The organism is Paenibacillus xylanivorans, from assembly GCF_001280595.1.
Taxonomy (GTDB): Bacteria; Bacillota; Bacilli; order Paenibacillales; family Paenibacillaceae; genus Paenibacillus; species Paenibacillus xylanivorans.
The window spans coordinates 126174-144134 of the sequence record NZ_LITU01000065.1 but is presented as its reverse complement, the minus strand read 5'-3'; the positions used below and the strand labels follow the sequence as shown (position 1 = coordinate 144134).

Here is a 17961-nt window from a genome sequence, read left to right as displayed (position 1 = left end):
TCTCTTGGAGAGCATCAGGTGAAAATCATGATTGAAGTGAAACAATCCAAATTGGGTGATGGTGAATTTAACCGCGGCGTATTTGCGACCGTAGACATTCCAAAAGGCCAGCTGATCCATCAGGCTCCGGTTGTCCCTTATCCCAATGAAGACCACGAACATGTGGAGAAAACAATTCTCGAAGATTACGTATTCGAATACGGAGCCAATCATACGGCTATCCTCCTGGGTTATGGCAGTCTGATCAACCATTCCTACGAACCCAATGCCACCTATGATATCAACTTCGAAAACCACACCTTTGATTTCTATGCCTATACAGATATCAAAGCCGGAGAAGAAGTATTAATCAATTATAACGGCGAGGAAGATAACATGGACCCATTATGGTTTCTGGATGATTACGAGGAACGCATGCGTGAGTTGAACGAAACAAGTGATGGTGAAGAGGATGCTGATGACATCGAATCTGACTCACAGGACACGGACTCAAGCAAATAAGATCTTGATGATAAACTACAGCAGTAGGGCAACTATGTGAACAAGACTTTAATAAGCTGCGCCCTCATCCGTTGTAGCATTGATACAGCGGCTATGTCGTTGTCTAAGGCAAACTAAAACAAGCCAGTCCTCCACCAATGAAGACTGGCTTGTTTTAGTTTATTGCTGCACATTTTCCAACCCTATCCATTTTAATCGGCAATGGGAGGGTCGGTGTGCAGATCCTGATCCGGTTCAGTCATTTTCCACTTCGTAAACGCAACTTCGAACCCTGCGCGCTTCGGAGAACAGAGAAACGGTCCGGCCTGCTTGTTCGTCGGATAGGCAAACCTCGCAACCCGAATCGTACGCCAAGGATGCTCGTCCGTACGGGCGCGAATAACCACCGCTTCGTCATGATATGAAGCCCGAATGGTAACGATACGCCCACCCCACTCTGGCACAGGTGAGAGCGACCAATCGGAAAATCGATCCGTTACGACAGCTCCTACATGAGCCACGCCGTCGTTTACTTCAACCCCCGCCTTGATCCATTGGTCCTGGCCGTGCCAAAGCATCAATCCGGCCTGATCATATAATTCCGTGAATGAACTCAGATCAAATGAGACTTCAACTGCCTTGGTTCCATCCCATGGCGCAAGCATGGCATGTCCATTCTGATGACAAAAACCATAAAAGGTTTTCTCCCAGAAGTCACTGCCCTCCTGTGCCTCCACAATCAGACGGTCACCTTCCGTTCGTGCCTGAGCAGGTTCGGTTGTCCACTCGGCATCATGAATCCGATGAAAATTAGCTGACATGATTCTCCCCTTTCTTCCACACCATCACATTAAATTAAAGAGCCCAAGTCCGATGCGGCTGTAGGATATGCAAAATTCATGGTGTTTAACTGATCGGTCGTCAAATCAAACTGAATCACCATCGCGAACAGGTTAATCAGTTCTTCTGTTTTGCCACCCAACACATGAGCACCCAGGATACGCCCCGTTGCCTTATCAGTAATAACTTTGGCCATGGAAAATTTTTCATTCGTACGTTTATAAGTATACCATTTCGACATGTCATTTACCTTCACCTCGTAGCCCTCTTTCTTGGCCTGCTCGACATCGAGGCCTACAGAACCCAGGGATGGCACAGTAAATACAATCGAGGGCATCACTTTATAATTGGGTTTATGATGATTGCCTTCAAGCAGATTCAAGGATACCGCGCGTGATTCCTGGCCTGCAAGCGGCGTTAGTGGAAGTCCTTCCGTGGCAGACACATCACCAGCTGCAAAGACTCTTGAGTTGCTTTCACTTTGCAAGTACTCATTAACGATAATACCTTTTTTCGTATAGCTGACATTTCCCTTCTCCAGTTCAAGCCCCTCTATATTCGGTATACGTCCGGCTCCATGGACAACAAGTCCACATTGCCATTGATGATCCGCCCCATTACGGGTTCCGCTAACCACATACGTGTTACCCTGCTGACGAATGGCCTTTACTTCCGCATTCAAGTGCACGTGAATGCCTACTTCTTCGGATTTTTTCAGCAGCAGGTCCACCAGTTCGGAATCAAACTGTTTCAGCGGCTCTTCGCCTCGATGAATAATATGGACTTCCGTGCCAGCTCTGGCCGCAATATGTGCAAATTCAAAAGCAATGTAACCGCCACCCACCAGAACCAATTTATCCGGCAGCTGTTCCAAATCAAGAAAATCATCACTGTATATCAGATGCTCTGCACCATCAATAGGAAGTGGGGCTGGACGCGCACCTGTTGCGATTAAAATATGTTTTCCCTGCAGCACTTCATCCCCTACACGAATGTGATCTTCGTCGACGAAAGAAGCCTTGCCGTGGAACGTATCCATCCCTGCCTGTTTGAACTTATCCTCACTGGCTCTCGGAACACTCTCGGTAAATGTTCGCTTGAACGCCATCAGCTCCGACCACCGAATAGAGGCGTTACCTTCCACTCCTTTGCCCTTCATTCGTTCATTCCAGTCGATAAGTTCAGCTGCTCCTGCAAGTACTTTTTTGGGATCACAGCCCCGTAATGCACAGGTTCCGCCAAACTCTCGTTCATCAATTACGGCAATTTTCCATCCAGCTTCGGCGCAGCGGGATATAACAGAACTTGCTGCACTCCCGGTTCCAATCGCGATCAAATCATAAGGTTGTTGTGTCATGTTGGCTCCTCCTCTTCATGTATAACCGTGAATATACAAACTCATGAATATCAAACTATAGTAATCCTGCTTTTTGCAGATAATCCGTTGCCTCTTGTTGTGGACTTGCTCCATTAACGTTCACTTCGTAATTCATTTGACGCATCTCATCGTCCGTGATACGACCTGCAAGTTGATTCAGTACCTCCACCAACTGCGGGTATTGGTCTGCTGTCTCTTTGCGGAGCATCGGCGCTCCCTGATAGGGCGGGAACAATTCCTGGTCATCCTCCAGCACAACAAGTTTATACTGTCTCAGTTCACTGTCGGTGGAGTACGCATCCAGCAAATTGATGTCTCCTCGCTGAACGGCCGCATATCGCAGTTTCGGCTCCATCGTAGCCACGTTAGGGAATTTGATGCCATACTTCTTCTGAATGCCAACATATCCGTCTTCCCGATCTGAGAATTCCAGTGTAAATCCTGCCTTAATCTGCTGTTGTACCGACTTGAGGTCCGATATGGTCTTTAGATTATACTGATCCGCAACTTTTTGAGGCACGGCCAACGTATACGTATTGTTGTAATCCATCGGGTTGAGAAGAACCATATTAAACTGGCTCAGCATCCCGTCCTTTGCCTGTTCATACACTTCTTTTCGATCGGTGCTGACTGCGGTTTCTTTCATAAATTCCGAAATGGCGGTACCCGTGAATTCCGGATAAATATCAATATCACCTGATTTCAGGGCATTGAACAGAAATGGCGTTTTCCCCAATCCTGGTTTCAATTCAACGTTTAGATCGGTATCTTTTTCAATCAGCAATTTGTACATATTAATGAGAATCTCCGGTTCTGCACCCAGCTTGCCAGCAATAACGAGATCCTTTTGCCCTCCACGGGAGAGCCAGGGAATCGTGATCACCAGAACGGCCACCAGAGCAAGTGTTCCGAGGGTAATCATCGTTTTCCTGAACGATATACGTTGGAACTGACGCAGCAGCACATCAAACAAAATCGCAAGCAATGCGGCCGGGATGGCTCCCAGAATAATCAATGCAGTGTCGTTTCGGTCGATGCCGAGCAAAATCAATTTACCCAGGCCACCCGCGCCAATTAGGGCAGCAAGCGTTGCTGTACCTACAATCAGAACCATTGCGGTACGTATCCCTGCCATAATGACAGGCATCGCGAGTGGCAGCTCCACTTTCGTCAGACGTTGACGACTGTTCATACCCATTGCATTCGCTGCCTCGACCATGGAAGGATCGACTTCGGATATGCCCGTGTACGTGTTGCGGAGTACCGGAAGCAGGGCATACACCACAAGGGCAATGATCGCAGGAAGTGTACCGATGCCGAATAACGGGATGAGCAATCCGAGAAGCGCCAGGGACGGGATCGTTTGCAGTACTGCGGTAACCCCAATAATCGGCTCAGCCACTCTTGGCTTGCGTGTCAGATAAATACCAAGCGGGATAGCGATCAGGACGGCAAAGAACAACGCGATAAAAGAGATCTGAATATGCTCAAAGAGAGCAGACAACAACTGTCCTTTACGCTCGCTGAACACCTCCGTAAATCTACTCATGTCCTTCACCCCGTTCTTGCAACTGGTCGGACCAGTACCGGATCAGATCGGCTCGACTGACCTGGCCAATAATCTGGTGATCTTTCTCGACCAGCAAATGATCATGGGAAGCCATGATCTCCACAAAATCCGGCAACGTAATCGAGACGGGAACAGCCGATTTGGCTGACTTCGGCACATGCCCGGGTGCGAGTGGTGACATGATCGATTCAAGATCAAATAATGAAGTTAGTCGTTCTTGTTCGTGGGAGGCCTTTTGTAATTCATGCGTCGTGCCGTATCCACCAGATACAGGCTGTGAACTCCTATCCGGACCAGGACTGCCAACAAAGTCACGTACAAATTCATTGGCAGGCTGCTGGATAAGTTCTTCCGGGGTACCCACCTGCAACACTTGCCCATCCTTCATGATACAGATGCGATCACCAAGCTTCATTGCTTCCTGAATATCATGGGTTACAAACACAATGGTCTTCTTCATCTGACGCTGAATATCCAGAATATCGTCTTGCAATTTCTCGCGGCTTATCGGGTCAAGTGCACTGAATGGTTCATCCATCAGTACAATTTCGGGATCGGCAGCGAGTGCGCGCAATACACCGATTCTCTGCTGTTGTCCACCAGATAGCTCAGCAGGCTTGCGATCACTGTATGTGGTTCCTTCCAGTCCAACCATGTCCAGCAAAGTATGTACGCGCTCCTTGATTTGCTCTGATTTCCACTTTCTCAGTTCAGGAACAACAGAAATATTTTCGGCAATCGTCATATGTGGGAACAATGCAATCTGTTGCAGCACATATCCGATATTCCAGCGCAATTCATGAATGTTGTATTCATCAATGGGGCGTTCGTTAATTCGTACGACTCCATCTGTCCGATCGATTAGGCGATTGATCATTTTGAGCATCGTGGTTTTGCCGCAACCGCTCGGACCAATCATGACGAACAGCTCTCCCTTATTAATGTTGAGATTAACCTGACGCAGAGCCTGGGTTCCATCAGGGTATTGCTTGGATACATTTTCGAACTGAATCATCCGTTCACTTCTCTCCTTTATGAAACATTCATTCTCATCTATTTCCCCAAAATTATAGACATATAATCACCGTGCTGAACTGAGGCATTGTTGTATTTATAGAAATCGGTATACGGACGAATACATCGAAAGGTTGATAAATCAACAAAAAAGACGGGCATCCAGGCACCGTCTTCTTATTATTCAGCAGTATTTGCTTCCAATATTTTTATAATAATTCTTCGAGCACTCCCCTTATTGCATATGCTGCCTGAAAAATTGCTCCAGAGAAACCGGGTTTTGCCCCGTGATTTTCAGCACCGTCTCCGTCGTTTGATCTTCTCTGCCTTCCTCCCGGATGAATACATCCAGTCCTGCAAGAGTCGTTGCGTAGTCTTGCGGCATTCCCGCTTGAATCAAACTGTTCCTCAGTTCTTCATCGGACAATGATTCATGCTGTATGGATTGATCCAGTAAACGACTGAACATGCCAGCAGCCTCCCCATAAGACAGGGTCTCCGGGCCCGTAATAATATGAGCTGTATCATGGGAGACAATATCTGTCAGAGCATGGAAGGCGACTGCTGCGATATCGTCTGCACTGACAAATCCAATTTTACCGTCACCAGCGGCACTGTAGATTTTCCCGAACTGCTTCATCGTCTCCCGATGTGGTCCCTCTGTAAAGTTCTCCATAAAATAGGAAGGCTGTAGCACAGTCCACTCGGGAGCAAGCTCCTTCAAGCTTTGATGTACTTTGCCAAATATAGGTCCGTCTTCATCAACGGATGCACTGCCAAGCAAGACGAATCGTTTAACGCCGCTCCATAACGCTTCCTTGATGAACGGAATCATTACGGCTTCCGGATTCATGTCCATGACTGGCACGACAAGGTACACATGATCCACATTTTTCAGCGCTGGACCATAAGTGGTTGAATCATACCAATCAAAATAGACATAGTTGTCGGCAGAATCAGAAGAAGATGGTTTTTTTCTCCCTGCCAGACGCACCGGATAGTGTTGCTTCTGAAGCATGGCCGCAACGCGGCTTCCTGTCTTTCCATTCGCTCCTGTAATCAGTGTTAAAGGTTTATTGTTGATCATTTTCATTTCCTCCTAAGTCCGATTCGAGAACTACCATCGGATTCCAATAGTCTTTATAATGTGTAATCTTGCCGTTCTGATGGCTCACTATAGAGATGTAGGTTTGGTTATACGGTTCCACCCACTGAGCCAGCTCTCCATTCAGCAGTAATTGAGTAAACCCGTGCATAATACGTTGTGGTATATCATTGCCGGCTTCCATCTGATAAGAATGTGTCATATTTCACTCCTCCTTCGGTTTGCTTTGTGTTTCATTTTCCAGACTGATCAGTCTAAAATTGTGAAAAAATAAACGCCTTAAGCGTTCATTTTCAGAAATCCAACAATAATCCTTGCTCATATACTGCCACTAATTCATAACTCTTAATGTTGTACGTACTAGCTCCCGCAGCACTTCTGTACTGGCACCGCTCTTGGCCGTGAAGGTCAATGACAAGCGGGAATAATTCAGAAATCGGGCAATACCGGGCAAATCATCTTCGGCATGGTTAAATTCACCGTTTTTATGCCCGCGGATAAGTGCATCAAGAAATATATCTTCCATTCGCTTATTGTTTGCTTGAATAAAGTCGGCAATTTCATGATTTTGAGGTGCCTGTTCGACGGCGCTATTGATAATAAAACATTCATTGCGACGCTCCTCGTCCGTCAATACATTAACGGCTTCGTTGAAAAGCTGTTCCATCCCCTGCCGCACATTGGTGCATTCATTTAACAGCCGAATACCCGCCTCTGTTTTCTGCTGAATATAGAATTTCAGGGCAGAGACAAATAAATCATGCTTGGTTCCATAGGTGTCATACAAACTTTGCCGTGCAATACCAAGCTCATTCAGCAGTACGGTCAACGAAGTACCTTCATAGCCATAGGCTCCAAATACAGCCGTGGCTTTCCTTAGAACACTTTCTGTGTCAAACTCCTTGGCTCTTCCCAATTTCAGACCTCACCTCCCGCTTGATTAAGTAAAGAATACACCTTTCCAGACTGATCAGTCAAGAAAATAAATGCTTTGATTCTTGACAGAGTGGTATAATGATCATAGAAGTTGAATTCATCCAATTACTATTACGATCATGCCAACATATAAAAGGAGTGTAGCAATATGCATATAAACATTACAGATTTGGCTGCTGGGCGATTGACTCAAAGCCTGAATGATCAGCCCGGTTATTTCAAAGTGATCTATGACATGGAAGGTTGTGGCTGTAACGGAATTATTGCCATACTCATCGTAGATGAACCCGAAGCTCTGGATGTACAGATTGAAACCAATCTGGTGCCGTTCTATGTCGATCCGAAGCAACAGTTAAACCTGGAGCAGCACATGAAGCTGGACACGGAACCCAACTACCCTTCATTCAAATTAAGCAGTGATTCCGGCGTACTCAGCAGCAATGTCCGTGTTCGGGATGCCCGCTCAGTGGCTGCTGGAAGCTCCGGCAATTCTGTTTCGTGCGAGCTGTAATTCACAGTTTCTTTTCTAGTAAGACGAGGACTTGATTCGCATCTATGTACACACAAAGACTTTGCACCCAAGGTGCAGAGTCTTTTTCGTGTTCTTTTTCTCGTCAGACCATTAAAAACTATGAATCTCGCAATCTTTGTTTACAACTCGGAAACAATTGGAGAACCTATGGATATAATCCTCTAGTATACTCGGTATATAGCAAAGCACGAGATTGATATAACCCGAGGAGGAACACACATCATGAAATCTTTTACACGTAAATCTATCGTATCCACGATACTCATAGGATCTGTCGTAGCAGGCTCAGCATTCACAACGCTGCCCTTCACCAAAGTGATGAACCCGGTCGCATCTGCTGCCAGCTCCAGCTTCACTCAATTCCTGCACGATAATGCACCTGGACGTACAATCAAAACGAGCGGTGGTCTGGCAACGGTGACGAATCTATCAAGTACAGTTGTGCTTGTGAATAAAAAGAGAAACTTGCCTTCAACCTATGCCCCTCAGGATCTGGTTGTTCCTAACATTCCATTCAGCTTCTCCGGCTCCAGTCCGAAAAAGCAAATGCGTAAAGTAGCTGCAACCGCAATCGAGAACTTGTTCGCAGCAGCAAAGAAAGACGGCATAGATATTAAAGCCGTGTCTGGCTATCGCTCTTATGCGACGCAGAAATCCATTTTCGATCGAAATGCGAGTATCAAAGGCGAAGCTGTCGCCAATAAAACCAGTGCTCGTCCTGGACAAAGTGAACATCAGACGGGTCTTGCAATGGATATCTCCAGCGCATCAGCGGGATATGATTTGCAACAAAGCTTTGGAAACACGAAGGAAGGTAAATGGCTGAAAGCCAATGCACATAAATACGGATTCATCATTCGTTATGGTAAAGATCAGGAGAAACTGACAGGCTACTCTTATGAGCCATGGCATGTGCGTTATGTGGGTGTGTACATTGCTGGGGAAATAACAAGCCAGAACCTTACACTCGAACAGTATCTGGAGCGCGCCAAATAAAAACCAGGAACCTGGATGAAAAAGGTGTTCGTTCCGCTCTTATGACTATAGTATGTAAACGAACAGACTGAACTATAGAGGACGGGGCCCGGTATCGGGCCTTTCATCCCTGCATCACATCTACACCTACATAAATAAGCAGCAAATATCATTCTTCCTTAGATCAAGGACCTACAATTTTTCTGAAAACGACTGGCAGTCTCTTTACGCTTTCCGTTCCTGCCCAAGAACCCACACCAGCAAGAAGTGCATTATGAAACAGATAAAGTGCAACATTATACGCAAGGGTACCCAGCACCATCTCCACCACTAAAAAACGTTTTAGCGTGGAGGATTCGATGACATAGACCTGAAACTCATTTCTGGACTTCCGCTCCCTATACCTTGTAAGGAGTGTTCTCATGAATCACCTCTACTGTTTTATTTTTATCGTATGGCAGGCAGATCTTGTCTTATTCAAAAATAATACTAAATAATACTTACATAAAGTAACTAAGTGTGTTATAGTCAGTTTATAAACCATACATAAGCGAGGGAAACAACCATGAGTGAACTGGAGAACCTGGTCAAAAACCGCAGATCCGCCATTATTTTTGAAGAAGGAATTGAAATACCCGAATCGGATTTGCAACAAATGTTTGCACTGAACAAATTCGCTCCGTCTGCCTTTAACCTGCAACACGCACATTACCTTGTGCTGACGGACCCGGCCCAGAAAGAGAAAGTATACGAGGCTTCACAGCAATATAAAGTGAAAACCGCCTCTGCGGTCATCGTTGTCTTGGGAGATACCAAAGCCCACCACCATATCCGCACCATTAACGAAGGTTTGCTTCATCTGGGCATCGTTACCCCATTCGAATATGAGCAGGAATCCCAAAGTGTATTTGATTTCTACGAGTCCCGAGGGAGCGTATTCCAGCGTGAAGACGCCATCCGTAATGCCAGCCTCTCTGCGATGCAGCTCATGCTGATTGCGCAAGATATGGGTTGGGATACATGTCCGATGATCGGTTTTGATGCGAATGAATTACAAAGTAGTCTTGACATTCCAGAACATTATGTACCTGTGATGATGATTACGATCGGTAAAAAATCAGACGCCAAACAGCGTCCACGCGGATACCGCAAACCGATTAACGAATATGTCAGCTTTAACAAAATGCACGCCGAATAACGAAAAGATGCAAACCAAAAAAGCCACGATCTCGTGGCTTTAATACGTTTCATATATAAGCGTTTCAGACATTTCAATTTTATCGTCAAACGATGCATAACACGATTGACAGTGATGTAACGGTATCGATGTCGCTAGACTGAATATAACCTCGATGATCGCAGAGATGCACCAGCACCCATTGTTTAAAAAGTTCGTCGGTAAAATCTCGGGTAATATCCATTACAATTATTCTCCCCCTAACTCCCTACTAAGTTTCCAATGCCATGATGATATCTTCAATTCTATGTGTTTGCTGATGCGGAAACAAAAATATCGCAAGTCCTACGAACCAATTTCCACTGAAGATAGACTTAAAGTCCTACGATATTTCTTTTGCCAAAAATACATATGAATATTTTTTTATACCATGATAGCATTCAAAATGTACCCCATAACCGTAACGAAAGGAATGAAAACGTATGAACTTTCACATTGAAAACCTGTCAACATCCCGAATTGCCTATGTACGACAAGTGGGTCCTTATGGTCCTGCCAACAGTCACACGATGGAGACGTTAAAGACCTGGGCCAGATCCAAAAATCTGCTTACGGAAACAGCCATCTTGTTCGGCATTCCGCAGGATAACCCGGAAACCACGCCCCCCCTCTCAATGCAGGTATGATGCTTGTAATGTCATATCGGAGGATTATTGTCTGGATGAATCGACTCCCCAACTTGAAGAAGCTGAACTTCCTGGCGGGCAGTATCTGGTTTGTAAAGTCAAACATACCGCAGAAGATGTGAAGCGAGCCTGGACCGAGATTTTCCCGTATTTACAGAACAGTGGTTATATAATGGACAACAAACCTATTTTGGAAAGGTATGCGGGTAATCTCCTTCCTCTGGATGTTTGCGAAATATGTGTACCCGTAAAGTCACTATAAGCTAATGCAAAGTTAGTGCAATACGCATACGCAAAAAAGCGACTTCAATGTTGAAGTCACTTTTTTGTCTTTTTGCAGATGATTTACCAATTAAAATGCCCAGTTCCCTTTGCGGAACACAGGTTCCACCGTACCATCCTGCAACTCACCATCAATGTCGAGCCCTGCGGAGCCGATCATAAAGTCCACATGGGTCAGACTGACATTGCATTCATGTTTCAGCAATTCCTCGTTAGACATCGTCGTACCATCCTTCATGTTGAATGGATATGCACTTCCGACGGCCAGATGGCAGGATGCATTCTCATCTATGCCGGTATTATAGAAAATACGATTCAAGTTCGAGATTGGGGAATCATGCGGCACCAAGGCCACTTCGCCAAGATAACGTGCACCTTCATCGGTGGCAAACAGGTTTTTCAGATGCTCTTCGCCCGAAGCTGCTGTAAAAGCAACGACCTGTCCATCCTTGAACGTAATTCTCATCTGGTCTACAAGTTGTCCATTCAGGTTCAATGGCATCGTGCTGCTGACGAATCCGTTCACTCCGCTGCGCTTCGGCATTGTAAACACTTCTTCTGTAGGCATGTTCGCAACGGTATATACACCTTGCTTGTTCTCGCCACCGCCACCTCCCCAGATATGATTGTTCACTAGCTCAATTTTCAAATCCGTTCCTGGTGCACGGTAGTGCAGGCTTTTATAGTTTTTCTTGTTCAGCAAATCACTCATGGCATTTAGAGTGTCCAAATGTTTTTTCCAGTTCTGTACAGCGTCTCCGCCATCGACACGGTTCATTTTGAAGATGGTTTCCCACATGACGTTAATACGATCTTCCTCAGGAATGTCAGCAAACACTTTGTTCGCCCATGCCTTGGTTGGCGCTTTGATCAGACACCAGCTAATCTCGTGGTTACGTGTATATTTCGAATATCCGCGTCGTGCATGAGCCGCCGCCTTGGTTGCACGCGAAACGTTGTCGGAATTGATGCCTTTGTACAATTCAGGGTCAGGTACTTTGATCGTCAGAGTCGCACCGCCTGCTTCTGCAAACTTCTCCATCATTTCAGCCTTCCAGGCCGGGTAATAATCAAAACTGTCTTCAGAGCCATGTTGAAAACGACTGCGTGTAATATCGTCGTCATCAAAATCAACCTGTACATACTTGGCACCAGCCGCATACGCTTTTTGCACGATCAGACGGGTAAATTCCAGTGTCTCAATGGGTGCCGTTACGAGCAGATCTTGCCCTTTCTGAATATTTACGCCGACTTTGACAACCAGCTCCGCGTATTGTTCCAACGATTTTTCAAAGGTTTGTTCAAAATTACTCATGGTTGTGTTCACTCCTAATTCATATTTGAATGGCTATTGCTGCAAAATTAGTTAAGCATTTCGTTTTTCTTGCTCACGCAGTTCAATACGACGGATTTTTCCGGAGTTTGTCTTCGGCAGATCGGCTACAAACTCGATTTTGCGTGGATATTTGTATGGTGCTGTCCATGCCTTCACATGGTTTTGCAGTTCACGTACCAGTTCTGGTGATGCGAGAGACTCGTCTCTCAGCACAACAAATGCTTTCACTACGTTACCACGGATCTCATCAGGACTTGCCACAACGGCGCATTCCTTCACGCTGGCGTGTTTCATCAGCGCTTCTTCCACCTCGAACGGTCCAATCGTGTATCCCGAACTGATAATGATATCATCACTGCGTCCTTCAAACCAGAAATAGCCTTCTTCATCTTTGCGTGCGCGGTCACCTGTTACAAAATAATCCCCACGCTGATTCGCTTCCTTTCGTCCCTCATCCTGATAATAGGCACGGAACAAGGCTGGCATATCCTTATGCACTGCGATATCTCCTACTTCACCAGCAGGTACAGGTTGTCCCTCTTCATTGATGATCTCAATGAGCCCTGGTGTAATCGACTGCCCCATCGAACCGATTCGTACGGGAGCATCCTTCAAGCTGCCGATCAGCAGTGTGCTCTCGGTTTGTCCATATCCGTCCCGGATCGTCAGGTCAAAGTGACGCTGGAAAATTTCAATCACTTCCTGATTCAACGGCTCTCCGGCGGACACGGCGCTGCGCAACGCGGACAAATCATGCTTACCAAGATCGTCTGCTTTGGCCATTAAGCGATATTCCGTCGGCGTACAGCATAGGACGTTGATATGATGCTCCTGCATCAGTTCCAGATAACGCTTGGGTTGGAATGATCCATTATACACGAGTCCGGTTGCGCCTCTTCCGAGTACGGACAGAAACGGACTCCAGATCCACTTTTGCCATCCAGGAGCTGCCGTTGCCCAGACCGTATCTGAAGGCTGAATATCTAGCCATAACGATGAAGCGATCCGCAAATGGGCATATCCCCAACCATGACTATGTACTACGCCTTTTGGATTCCCGGTCGTACCGGAGGTATATGCGAGAATGGCAATGTCGTCACGATGTGTCTCCACCGCAGCCATCTCATCGGATTGGCCTTGCATTAACTGTTGTACGTTGACCCACCCTTCTCCGGGTACGCTATCATCGCCAGTCGGCGAAGCAACGATGCGGTGTGCCAATGCTGGCAGATCTGCATTCATTTTTTCAACTTCAGTTGTAGTTTCGGACCAGACAATCACAGCCCGCGCCTCGGAATGCCGGAGACGATACTCCAGATCTTTCGCACGCAGCATCTCGGAAGAAGGAATAACAGCAATGCCCAGTTTCAGGCAGGCAATGTAAATGACATAGGCAATAATCCGTCGTGGTACCATGACCAGCACTCGGTCACCCTTCACCAAACCAAGATCACGCAGCCCTCCAGCAAGACGATTTGCCTGCTTTAATAACTCACCGTAAGTGATCTCTTCCAATTCTTTATGATCGCTCAGCCATCTAAGTGCAACCCGATCCGACGGGTGATTCTCCATCTCGGATGTCAGGTTATAGGTTTCAGGCGAAATCCACTGTTGAAAATTCAAATGGAGCCTCTCCTTCATATTTCAAATGTATAGCATCTATATATTATACCCTAAATCCTAGGACCTGGTGCTATGATATGAAATAGTTTAAGAAAAAAATAAACACAGGTCAATTAGAACGATACCCTTCAAGATCCATCTCCTCATATTAAAAATAATAAGTAAGACAAAAAAGAGTCCTCCCGACTACAGGAAGACACCTTAGTTATTCCAACATATTTATAACATATGGGATCGATTTAATCATTGTAGACATGACTCTGAATCTTCAAAGTCTTATCTCTCCGTTACAATCTTACCAAGCGTAATTTCCGATGCCATTCAAGATGCTTTCGATTTCATTCAGCTCTTCCGTCGTCAGATCTGGTGCCTGAAGAGCAGCTACGTTTTCTTCGATCTGGGACACACGACTAGCACCGATCAAGGCTGAGGTAACCCGGTTGCCACGTAAAATCCAGTTCAGTGCCAATTGGGAGATCGTTTGTCCTCTCCGCTCGGCAACCGCCTGAAGTGCTTCGAACTTGGCAATCCGTTCGTCAGTATAGGCTTCTTTTCTCAGATTGCCTGTTGGTTTGGCACGCTCTTCCTTGATCTTGTCCACATATTTATTCGTCAACTGACCACGGCCAAGCGGACAGAATGCAATCGATCCTACGCCATGCTCATCCAGCACATCCTGCAATCCATCCTCAATCCAGCGATGCAGCATCGAGTAGTTCGGCTGGTGAACGAGACAAGGTGTTCCGAGACGACGTAAAATGGTAACGGCTTCTTTGGTCTGTTCGGCATCATAGTTGGACAGGCCTACATACAATGCTTTGCCCTGTCTAACGATATGATCCAGCGCAGTCATCGTTTCTTCGAGCGGTGTCTCCGGATCTGGACGGTGATGATAGAAAATATCTACATAATCCAATCCCATACGGCCCAAACTTTGGTCCAGACTGGCAATCAGGTTTTTGCGGGAACCCCATTCGCCGTAAGGACCGTTCCACATATGATAACCTGCTTTGGTTGAGATGAGCAGTTCGTCGCGATAAGGACGCAGATGTTTTTTGAAAATCACACCGAAATTCTCTTCAGCTGATCCTGGAGGTGGCCCATAATTGTTTGCCAGGTCGAAATGGTTAATCCCCAGATCGAATGCGCGCAGGATCATCTCTTCCTGAATATCAAGGGTGCGATTTCCACCAAAGTTCTGCCATAAGCCAAGAGCAATTTGCGGCAGCTTGATTCCGCTTTTGCCAGAGCGTGCGTACTTCATTTCACTGTATCGTTGTTCATTCGCAGTATAGGGCATCGTTATTCTCTCTTTTCCTGTAAAAGTTATTGAATACCCTTTCATCTTAGACACTTTCAAAGCAAAACGATATGGCATTTCACTACATCGATATGGAAAAATGATTGTTATCTTCATCAAAGGATATTCATAAAACGATTCCTTTTCACCTTTTATATGTTAAAATGCAAGATGTAACGACTTCAAAATAGGAGTGAATAGCCTTGATTACGTATATGTGCAAAAACAATCACTTTCAGGAGCTGCAGCTCCTTCATTATGGTACAGAAGCTTGCGCACCCGGTCACCACTTCGGCCCGGCCATGCGAGACTATTACAAAATCCATTACATTTTGGACGGAAAAGGCACATTCGAAGTCGGAGGCAAAAAGGTTGAGCTGCGCAAAGGACAGGGTTTTCTCATCGTCCCCCATTCTGTCGTTCATTATGAAGCAGATCAGAATGACCCGTGGGAGTATAGCTGGGTTGCTTTCCAAGGAAGCACCTGTCCTTCGCTACTGCAGCAGAGTTGCCTGTCTGAGCACCATCCGATCTTTGAGCTGGGCAATGATGATGACGAGATTCGCTCCTGTCTGCACCGCATGATCAGCTCTCGTAATACCCATAAGGGTTGGGAGATCAGCATGACGGGATTACTGTTTCAGTTTTTCTCCATATTGATCGATCGGGCCAGTGAGGATAGACCTATTCCGTTCCAGGATTACACGAAGGAAACCTATGTCACTCAGGTGATGGATTTCATTGAGATTAATTATGCCAATACCATAACCGTACAGTCCATTGCGTCTCATGTTGGGTTGCAGCGCAGTTACTTGTGCTCCCTCTTTAAAGACAAGATGGGCACCAGCATTCAGTCTTATCTGGTCAATTACCGGATGCGCAGGGCGGCTGAACTGACGTTGGACCCGGCTTTGACCATTGGGGATATCTCCCGTTCCGTTGGATATGCCGACCAGCTGCTTTTCTCGAAAATGTTCAAAAAAGTCATGGGCGAAGCCCCTACGTATTATCGGAAACACAAAACAGCACCATCCCATTTATGCAGCTAATGGGATGGTGCTGTTTTTGTAATTTTAGACAGGATATACCTACCTGCTTATGGCTGAATTCCATTCGTTCTGCACGTTCTGCTTTAAACCTGCTCCTGCATGGTTACGCCTACCACTTGAACTTTAATTTCATTTACCATAATGCCTGTTAATTGCTCCACAGCTTGCTGCACATTATGTTGAAGTTCCTGACAGACTTCATGCATCTTTTTACCAAATTGAACATTGATTCGTAGTTGGATGGATGCCTGGTCATCTTTGATCGCAACGTCAATCCCTTTTTGCAAGCTCTTTCCGCTGATGCTCTTGGCGATTCCTTCGGTAAGACCAACAGACATGGAGGATATTCCCTCTGTAGTTTGAGCGGCCATGCCGACAATTTTGGATACGACATCGTTGGAAATATGAATGGCGCCCATTTGAACAGATTGTGGCTCAATATACTCAGGTTCAGTGTATGGTTGTGGGATGATTTCAGACATAATTTCCACTCCTTCTATATAAGTTATAAATGTTTAAGCGTTCTGCCATTTGTCCTTGAAGAAAAGCTGATAGATTCGAACCAAAATAATTTTAACGATCATGTAGACAGGGATGATAATCAGAATGGCAATAATGCCGCCCAGATCTCCTGCACCCAACACCAATATAATGGTGGTGAGCGGGTGAATATCGAGTTTTTTGCCGAATACATACGGTGCAACCAGATTATCCTGTATTTGCTGTGCTACGAGAATAATAATGAGTGACCATATCGCAACCGAAGGGGATACCACCAGTCCCATAATGACAATAGGAACGGAAGACAGGATCGCCCCGATAAACGGAACAAAGTTCATAATGACCGCAATTACAGTTAACAGCAGTGCATATGGTAGACCAATGATCAGAAAACCAATATACATCAGCACGCCAAGTGCCAGATTCACGAGAACTCGTCCCACGATAAAGCCACTTAACGCCTGATCGATCTCAAGTACTACTTCACGGCTGTCTTTTTGGAAGCGTTTTGGTGCAATGTGCACCAGCTTACGACCGAATTTCTCTCCCTGCTTCAGCATATAGAACAAAATGATCGGGAAGGTGAACAGAACAATCGCAAAGCTTGAGATGAGTGAGAAGAATCCACTCACATAGTTCGTTACAAAGGTGAAGCCTTTGTTAATGTAATCGGTAATCTGCGAAAACGGAGTCGACCCTTCCGGGAACAAAGCCGTAATGGCACCGTTCTGTTCAAGCTCTTTGAGCTGCAAACTTAGTGAATTAAGCAGATTTGGTGCGTTATCTACCAGATTGATCAACTGCTCGCGGAGTGAAGGCCATAGTCCTATAATAAACAGGGCGAACAGTATACCAAACACCAGATAGATCAGCAAAATGCTAAGTGTGCGATTCAGCTTCTTTTTTTCCATGTAATTGACGAGTGGCCGCAGCAGATAATAAAAGAATACGGACAGCATCATCGGCACGGTAATCACCGTAATCATGGTAACAAGCGGTTGGAAAATGAAACTGACACGTGATAACAGATAGATATTAATCAGTATCAGTGCCAGTGCAATACTGAAACGTACAAACGAATTTACTTTTAACAAAAAGTTTCCCCTCCACTTAACCTTTTCTATATGAGCATTTTGCAAAATGCGATCAGAATGACAGAATGTTTATGTCAACCTTA

General features: G+C 45.7%; 18 protein-coding genes and 1 pseudogene. 6 read left to right on the top strand and 13 right to left on the bottom strand.

Going from position 1 to position 17961, the window contains the following annotated elements:
• The first annotated feature begins 27 nt into the window (after nucleotides 1-27).
• A complete protein-coding gene (locus tag AMS66_RS17985) occupies nucleotides 28-501 on the top strand; it encodes an SET domain-containing protein (protein ID WP_053782191.1) in 474 nt (157 codons plus the stop codon).
• 191 nt (nucleotides 502-692) lie between these two features.
• Here the strand turns inward: AMS66_RS17985 and AMS66_RS17980 are convergent, their stop codons facing one another.
• The 7 genes from AMS66_RS17980 to AMS66_RS17950 all read right to left on the bottom strand — a co-directional run bounded on the left by AMS66_RS17980 (nucleotide 693) and on the right by AMS66_RS17950 (nucleotide 7303).
• Nucleotides 693-1301, bottom strand: a complete 609-nt coding sequence (locus AMS66_RS17980; RefSeq protein ID WP_053782107.1) for a DUF1349 domain-containing protein — start codon at nucleotides 1299-1301, stop codon at nucleotides 693-695.
• 29 nt (nucleotides 1302-1330) lie between these two features.
• Nucleotides 1331-2677, bottom strand: coding sequence for a dihydrolipoyl dehydrogenase family protein (locus AMS66_RS17975; protein WP_053782106.1), 1347 nt, complete (start codon nucleotides 2675-2677; stop codon nucleotides 1331-1333).
• A gap of 55 nt (nucleotides 2678-2732) precedes the next feature.
• A complete protein-coding gene (gene opuFB / locus AMS66_RS17970) occupies nucleotides 2733-4247 on the bottom strand; it encodes an osmoprotectant update ABC transporter permease/substrate-binding subunit OpuFB (protein ID WP_053782105.1) in 1515 nt (504 codons plus the stop codon).
• Nucleotides 4240-5283, bottom strand: coding sequence for an ABC transporter ATP-binding protein (locus AMS66_RS17965; RefSeq protein ID WP_053782104.1), 1044 nt, complete (start codon nucleotides 5281-5283; stop codon nucleotides 4240-4242). The genes opuFB and AMS66_RS17965 overlap by 8 nt, the downstream gene beginning before the upstream one ends.
• Nucleotides 5284-5517: 234 nt before the next feature.
• Nucleotides 5518-6366 carry an NmrA family NAD(P)-binding protein gene (locus tag AMS66_RS17960; protein WP_082350773.1) on the bottom strand — a complete coding sequence of 283 codons (849 nt, stop codon included), beginning with the start codon at nucleotides 6364-6366 and terminating at the stop codon, nucleotides 5518-5520.
• Entirely contained in the window at nucleotides 6356-6589 is a 234-nt protein-coding gene (locus tag AMS66_RS17955; protein ID WP_053782102.1) for a nuclear transport factor 2-like protein, read from the bottom strand. The genes AMS66_RS17960 and AMS66_RS17955 overlap by 11 nt, the downstream gene beginning before the upstream one ends.
• Before the next feature lie 129 nt (nucleotides 6590-6718).
• On the bottom strand, nucleotides 6719-7303 hold the full coding sequence (locus AMS66_RS17950) for a TetR/AcrR family transcriptional regulator (RefSeq protein WP_053782101.1): 585 nt from the start codon (nucleotides 7301-7303) through the stop codon (nucleotides 6719-6721).
• 168 nt (nucleotides 7304-7471) lie between these two features.
• Here AMS66_RS17950 and AMS66_RS17945 point away from each other — a divergent pair, with 168 nt between their 5' ends.
• Both AMS66_RS17945 and AMS66_RS17940 read left to right on the top strand, forming a co-directional pair.
• A complete protein-coding gene (locus tag AMS66_RS17945) occupies nucleotides 7472-7834 on the top strand; it encodes an iron-sulfur cluster biosynthesis family protein (protein ID WP_053782100.1) in 363 nt (120 codons plus the stop codon).
• Between the two features lie 243 nt (nucleotides 7835-8077).
• Nucleotides 8078-8851, top strand: coding sequence for a M15 family metallopeptidase (locus tag AMS66_RS17940; protein ID WP_053782099.1), 774 nt, complete (start codon nucleotides 8078-8080; stop codon nucleotides 8849-8851).
• A gap of 163 nt (nucleotides 8852-9014) precedes the next feature.
• On the opposite strand, the gene AMS66_RS17935 is transcribed toward AMS66_RS17940, so the two are convergent.
• Nucleotides 9015-9254 (bottom strand): hypothetical protein, encoded by a 240-nt coding sequence (locus AMS66_RS17935; protein WP_053782098.1) that lies wholly within the window; start codon nucleotides 9252-9254, stop codon nucleotides 9015-9017.
• Between the two features lie 141 nt (nucleotides 9255-9395).
• On the opposite strand from AMS66_RS17935, the gene AMS66_RS17930 reads away from it, so the two are divergent.
• Both AMS66_RS17930 and AMS66_RS17925 read left to right on the top strand, forming a co-directional pair.
• On the top strand, nucleotides 9396-10028 hold the full coding sequence (locus tag AMS66_RS17930) for a nitroreductase family protein (protein WP_053782097.1): 633 nt from the start codon (nucleotides 9396-9398) through the stop codon (nucleotides 10026-10028).
• A gap of 461 nt (nucleotides 10029-10489) precedes the next feature.
• A pseudogene (locus AMS66_RS17925) lies at nucleotides 10490-10955 on the top strand (AraC family transcriptional regulator).
• Nucleotides 10956-11045: 90 nt separating this feature from the next.
• Here the strand turns inward: AMS66_RS17925 and AMS66_RS17920 are convergent.
• The 3 genes from AMS66_RS17920 to AMS66_RS17910 form a co-directional block, all read right to left on the bottom strand.
• A complete protein-coding gene (locus AMS66_RS17920; RefSeq protein ID WP_053782096.1) occupies nucleotides 11046-12290 on the bottom strand; it encodes an aminopeptidase in 1245 nt (414 codons plus the stop codon).
• Nucleotides 12291-12341: 51 nt separating this feature from the next.
• Entirely contained in the window at nucleotides 12342-13934 is a 1593-nt protein-coding gene (mbcS, locus tag AMS66_RS17915; protein ID WP_407944554.1) for an acyl-CoA synthetase MbcS, read from the bottom strand.
• A 295-nt stretch (nucleotides 13935-14229) separates the two neighbouring features.
• Entirely contained in the window at nucleotides 14230-15234 is a 1005-nt protein-coding gene (locus AMS66_RS17910) for an aldo/keto reductase (RefSeq protein ID WP_053782094.1), read from the bottom strand.
• Between the two features lie 215 nt (nucleotides 15235-15449).
• Between AMS66_RS17910 and AMS66_RS17905 the strand changes: the two genes are divergently transcribed.
• Nucleotides 15450-16283 carry an AraC family transcriptional regulator gene (locus AMS66_RS17905; RefSeq protein WP_236703493.1) on the top strand — a complete coding sequence of 278 codons (834 nt, stop codon included), beginning with the start codon at nucleotides 15450-15452 and terminating at the stop codon, nucleotides 16281-16283.
• Between the two features lie 83 nt (nucleotides 16284-16366).
• On the opposite strand, the gene AMS66_RS17900 is transcribed toward AMS66_RS17905, so the two are convergent.
• Both AMS66_RS17900 and AMS66_RS17895 read right to left on the bottom strand, forming a co-directional pair.
• Nucleotides 16367-16765 (bottom strand): Asp23/Gls24 family envelope stress response protein, encoded by a 399-nt coding sequence (locus AMS66_RS17900; RefSeq protein ID WP_053782092.1) that lies wholly within the window; start codon nucleotides 16763-16765, stop codon nucleotides 16367-16369.
• A gap of 33 nt (nucleotides 16766-16798) precedes the next feature.
• Nucleotides 16799-17878 (bottom strand): AI-2E family transporter, encoded by a 1080-nt coding sequence (locus AMS66_RS17895; protein WP_053782091.1) that lies wholly within the window; start codon nucleotides 17876-17878, stop codon nucleotides 16799-16801.
• Nucleotides 17879-17961: the final 83 nt, after the last annotated feature.

Bases quoted from the DNA above. Each gene is read 5' to 3' on its own strand.
- AMS66_RS17905 (WP_236703493.1), top strand. From the start codon at position 15,450: ATGTGCAAAAACAATCACTTTCAGGAGCTGCAGCTCCTTCATTATGGT.
- AMS66_RS17985 (WP_053782191.1), top strand. From the start codon at position 28: ATGATTGAAGTGAAACAATCCAAATTGGGTGATGGTGAATTTAACCGC.
- AMS66_RS17910 (WP_053782094.1), bottom strand. From the start codon at position 15,234: ATGCCCTATACTGCGAATGAACAACGATACAGTGAAATGAAGTACGCA.
- AMS66_RS17955 (WP_053782102.1), bottom strand. From the start codon at position 6,589: ATGACACATTCTTATCAGATGGAAGCCGGCAATGATATACCACAACGT.
- AMS66_RS17930 (WP_053782097.1), top strand. From the start codon at position 9,396: ATGAGTGAACTGGAGAACCTGGTCAAAAACCGCAGATCCGCCATTATT.
- AMS66_RS17965 (WP_053782104.1), bottom strand. From the start codon at position 5,283: ATGATTCAGTTCGAAAATGTATCCAAGCAATACCCTGATGGAACCCAG.
- AMS66_RS17920 (WP_053782096.1), bottom strand. From the start codon at position 12,290: ATGAGTAATTTTGAACAAACCTTTGAAAAATCGTTGGAACAATACGCG.
- AMS66_RS17935 (WP_053782098.1), bottom strand. From the start codon at position 9,254: ATGAGAACACTCCTTACAAGGTATAGGGAGCGGAAGTCCAGAAATGAG.
- AMS66_RS17940 (WP_053782099.1), top strand. From the start codon at position 8,078: ATGAAATCTTTTACACGTAAATCTATCGTATCCACGATACTCATAGGA.
- opuFB (WP_053782105.1), bottom strand. From the start codon at position 4,247: ATGAGTAGATTTACGGAGGTGTTCAGCGAGCGTAAAGGACAGTTGTTG.
- AMS66_RS17980 (WP_053782107.1), bottom strand. From the start codon at position 1,301: ATGTCAGCTAATTTTCATCGGATTCATGATGCCGAGTGGACAACCGAA.
- AMS66_RS17975 (WP_053782106.1), bottom strand. From the start codon at position 2,677: ATGACACAACAACCTTATGATTTGATCGCGATTGGAACCGGGAGTGCA.
- AMS66_RS17945 (WP_053782100.1), top strand. From the start codon at position 7,472: ATGCATATAAACATTACAGATTTGGCTGCTGGGCGATTGACTCAAAGC.
- AMS66_RS17900 (WP_053782092.1), bottom strand. From the start codon at position 16,765: ATGTCTGAAATCATCCCACAACCATACACTGAACCTGAGTATATTGAG.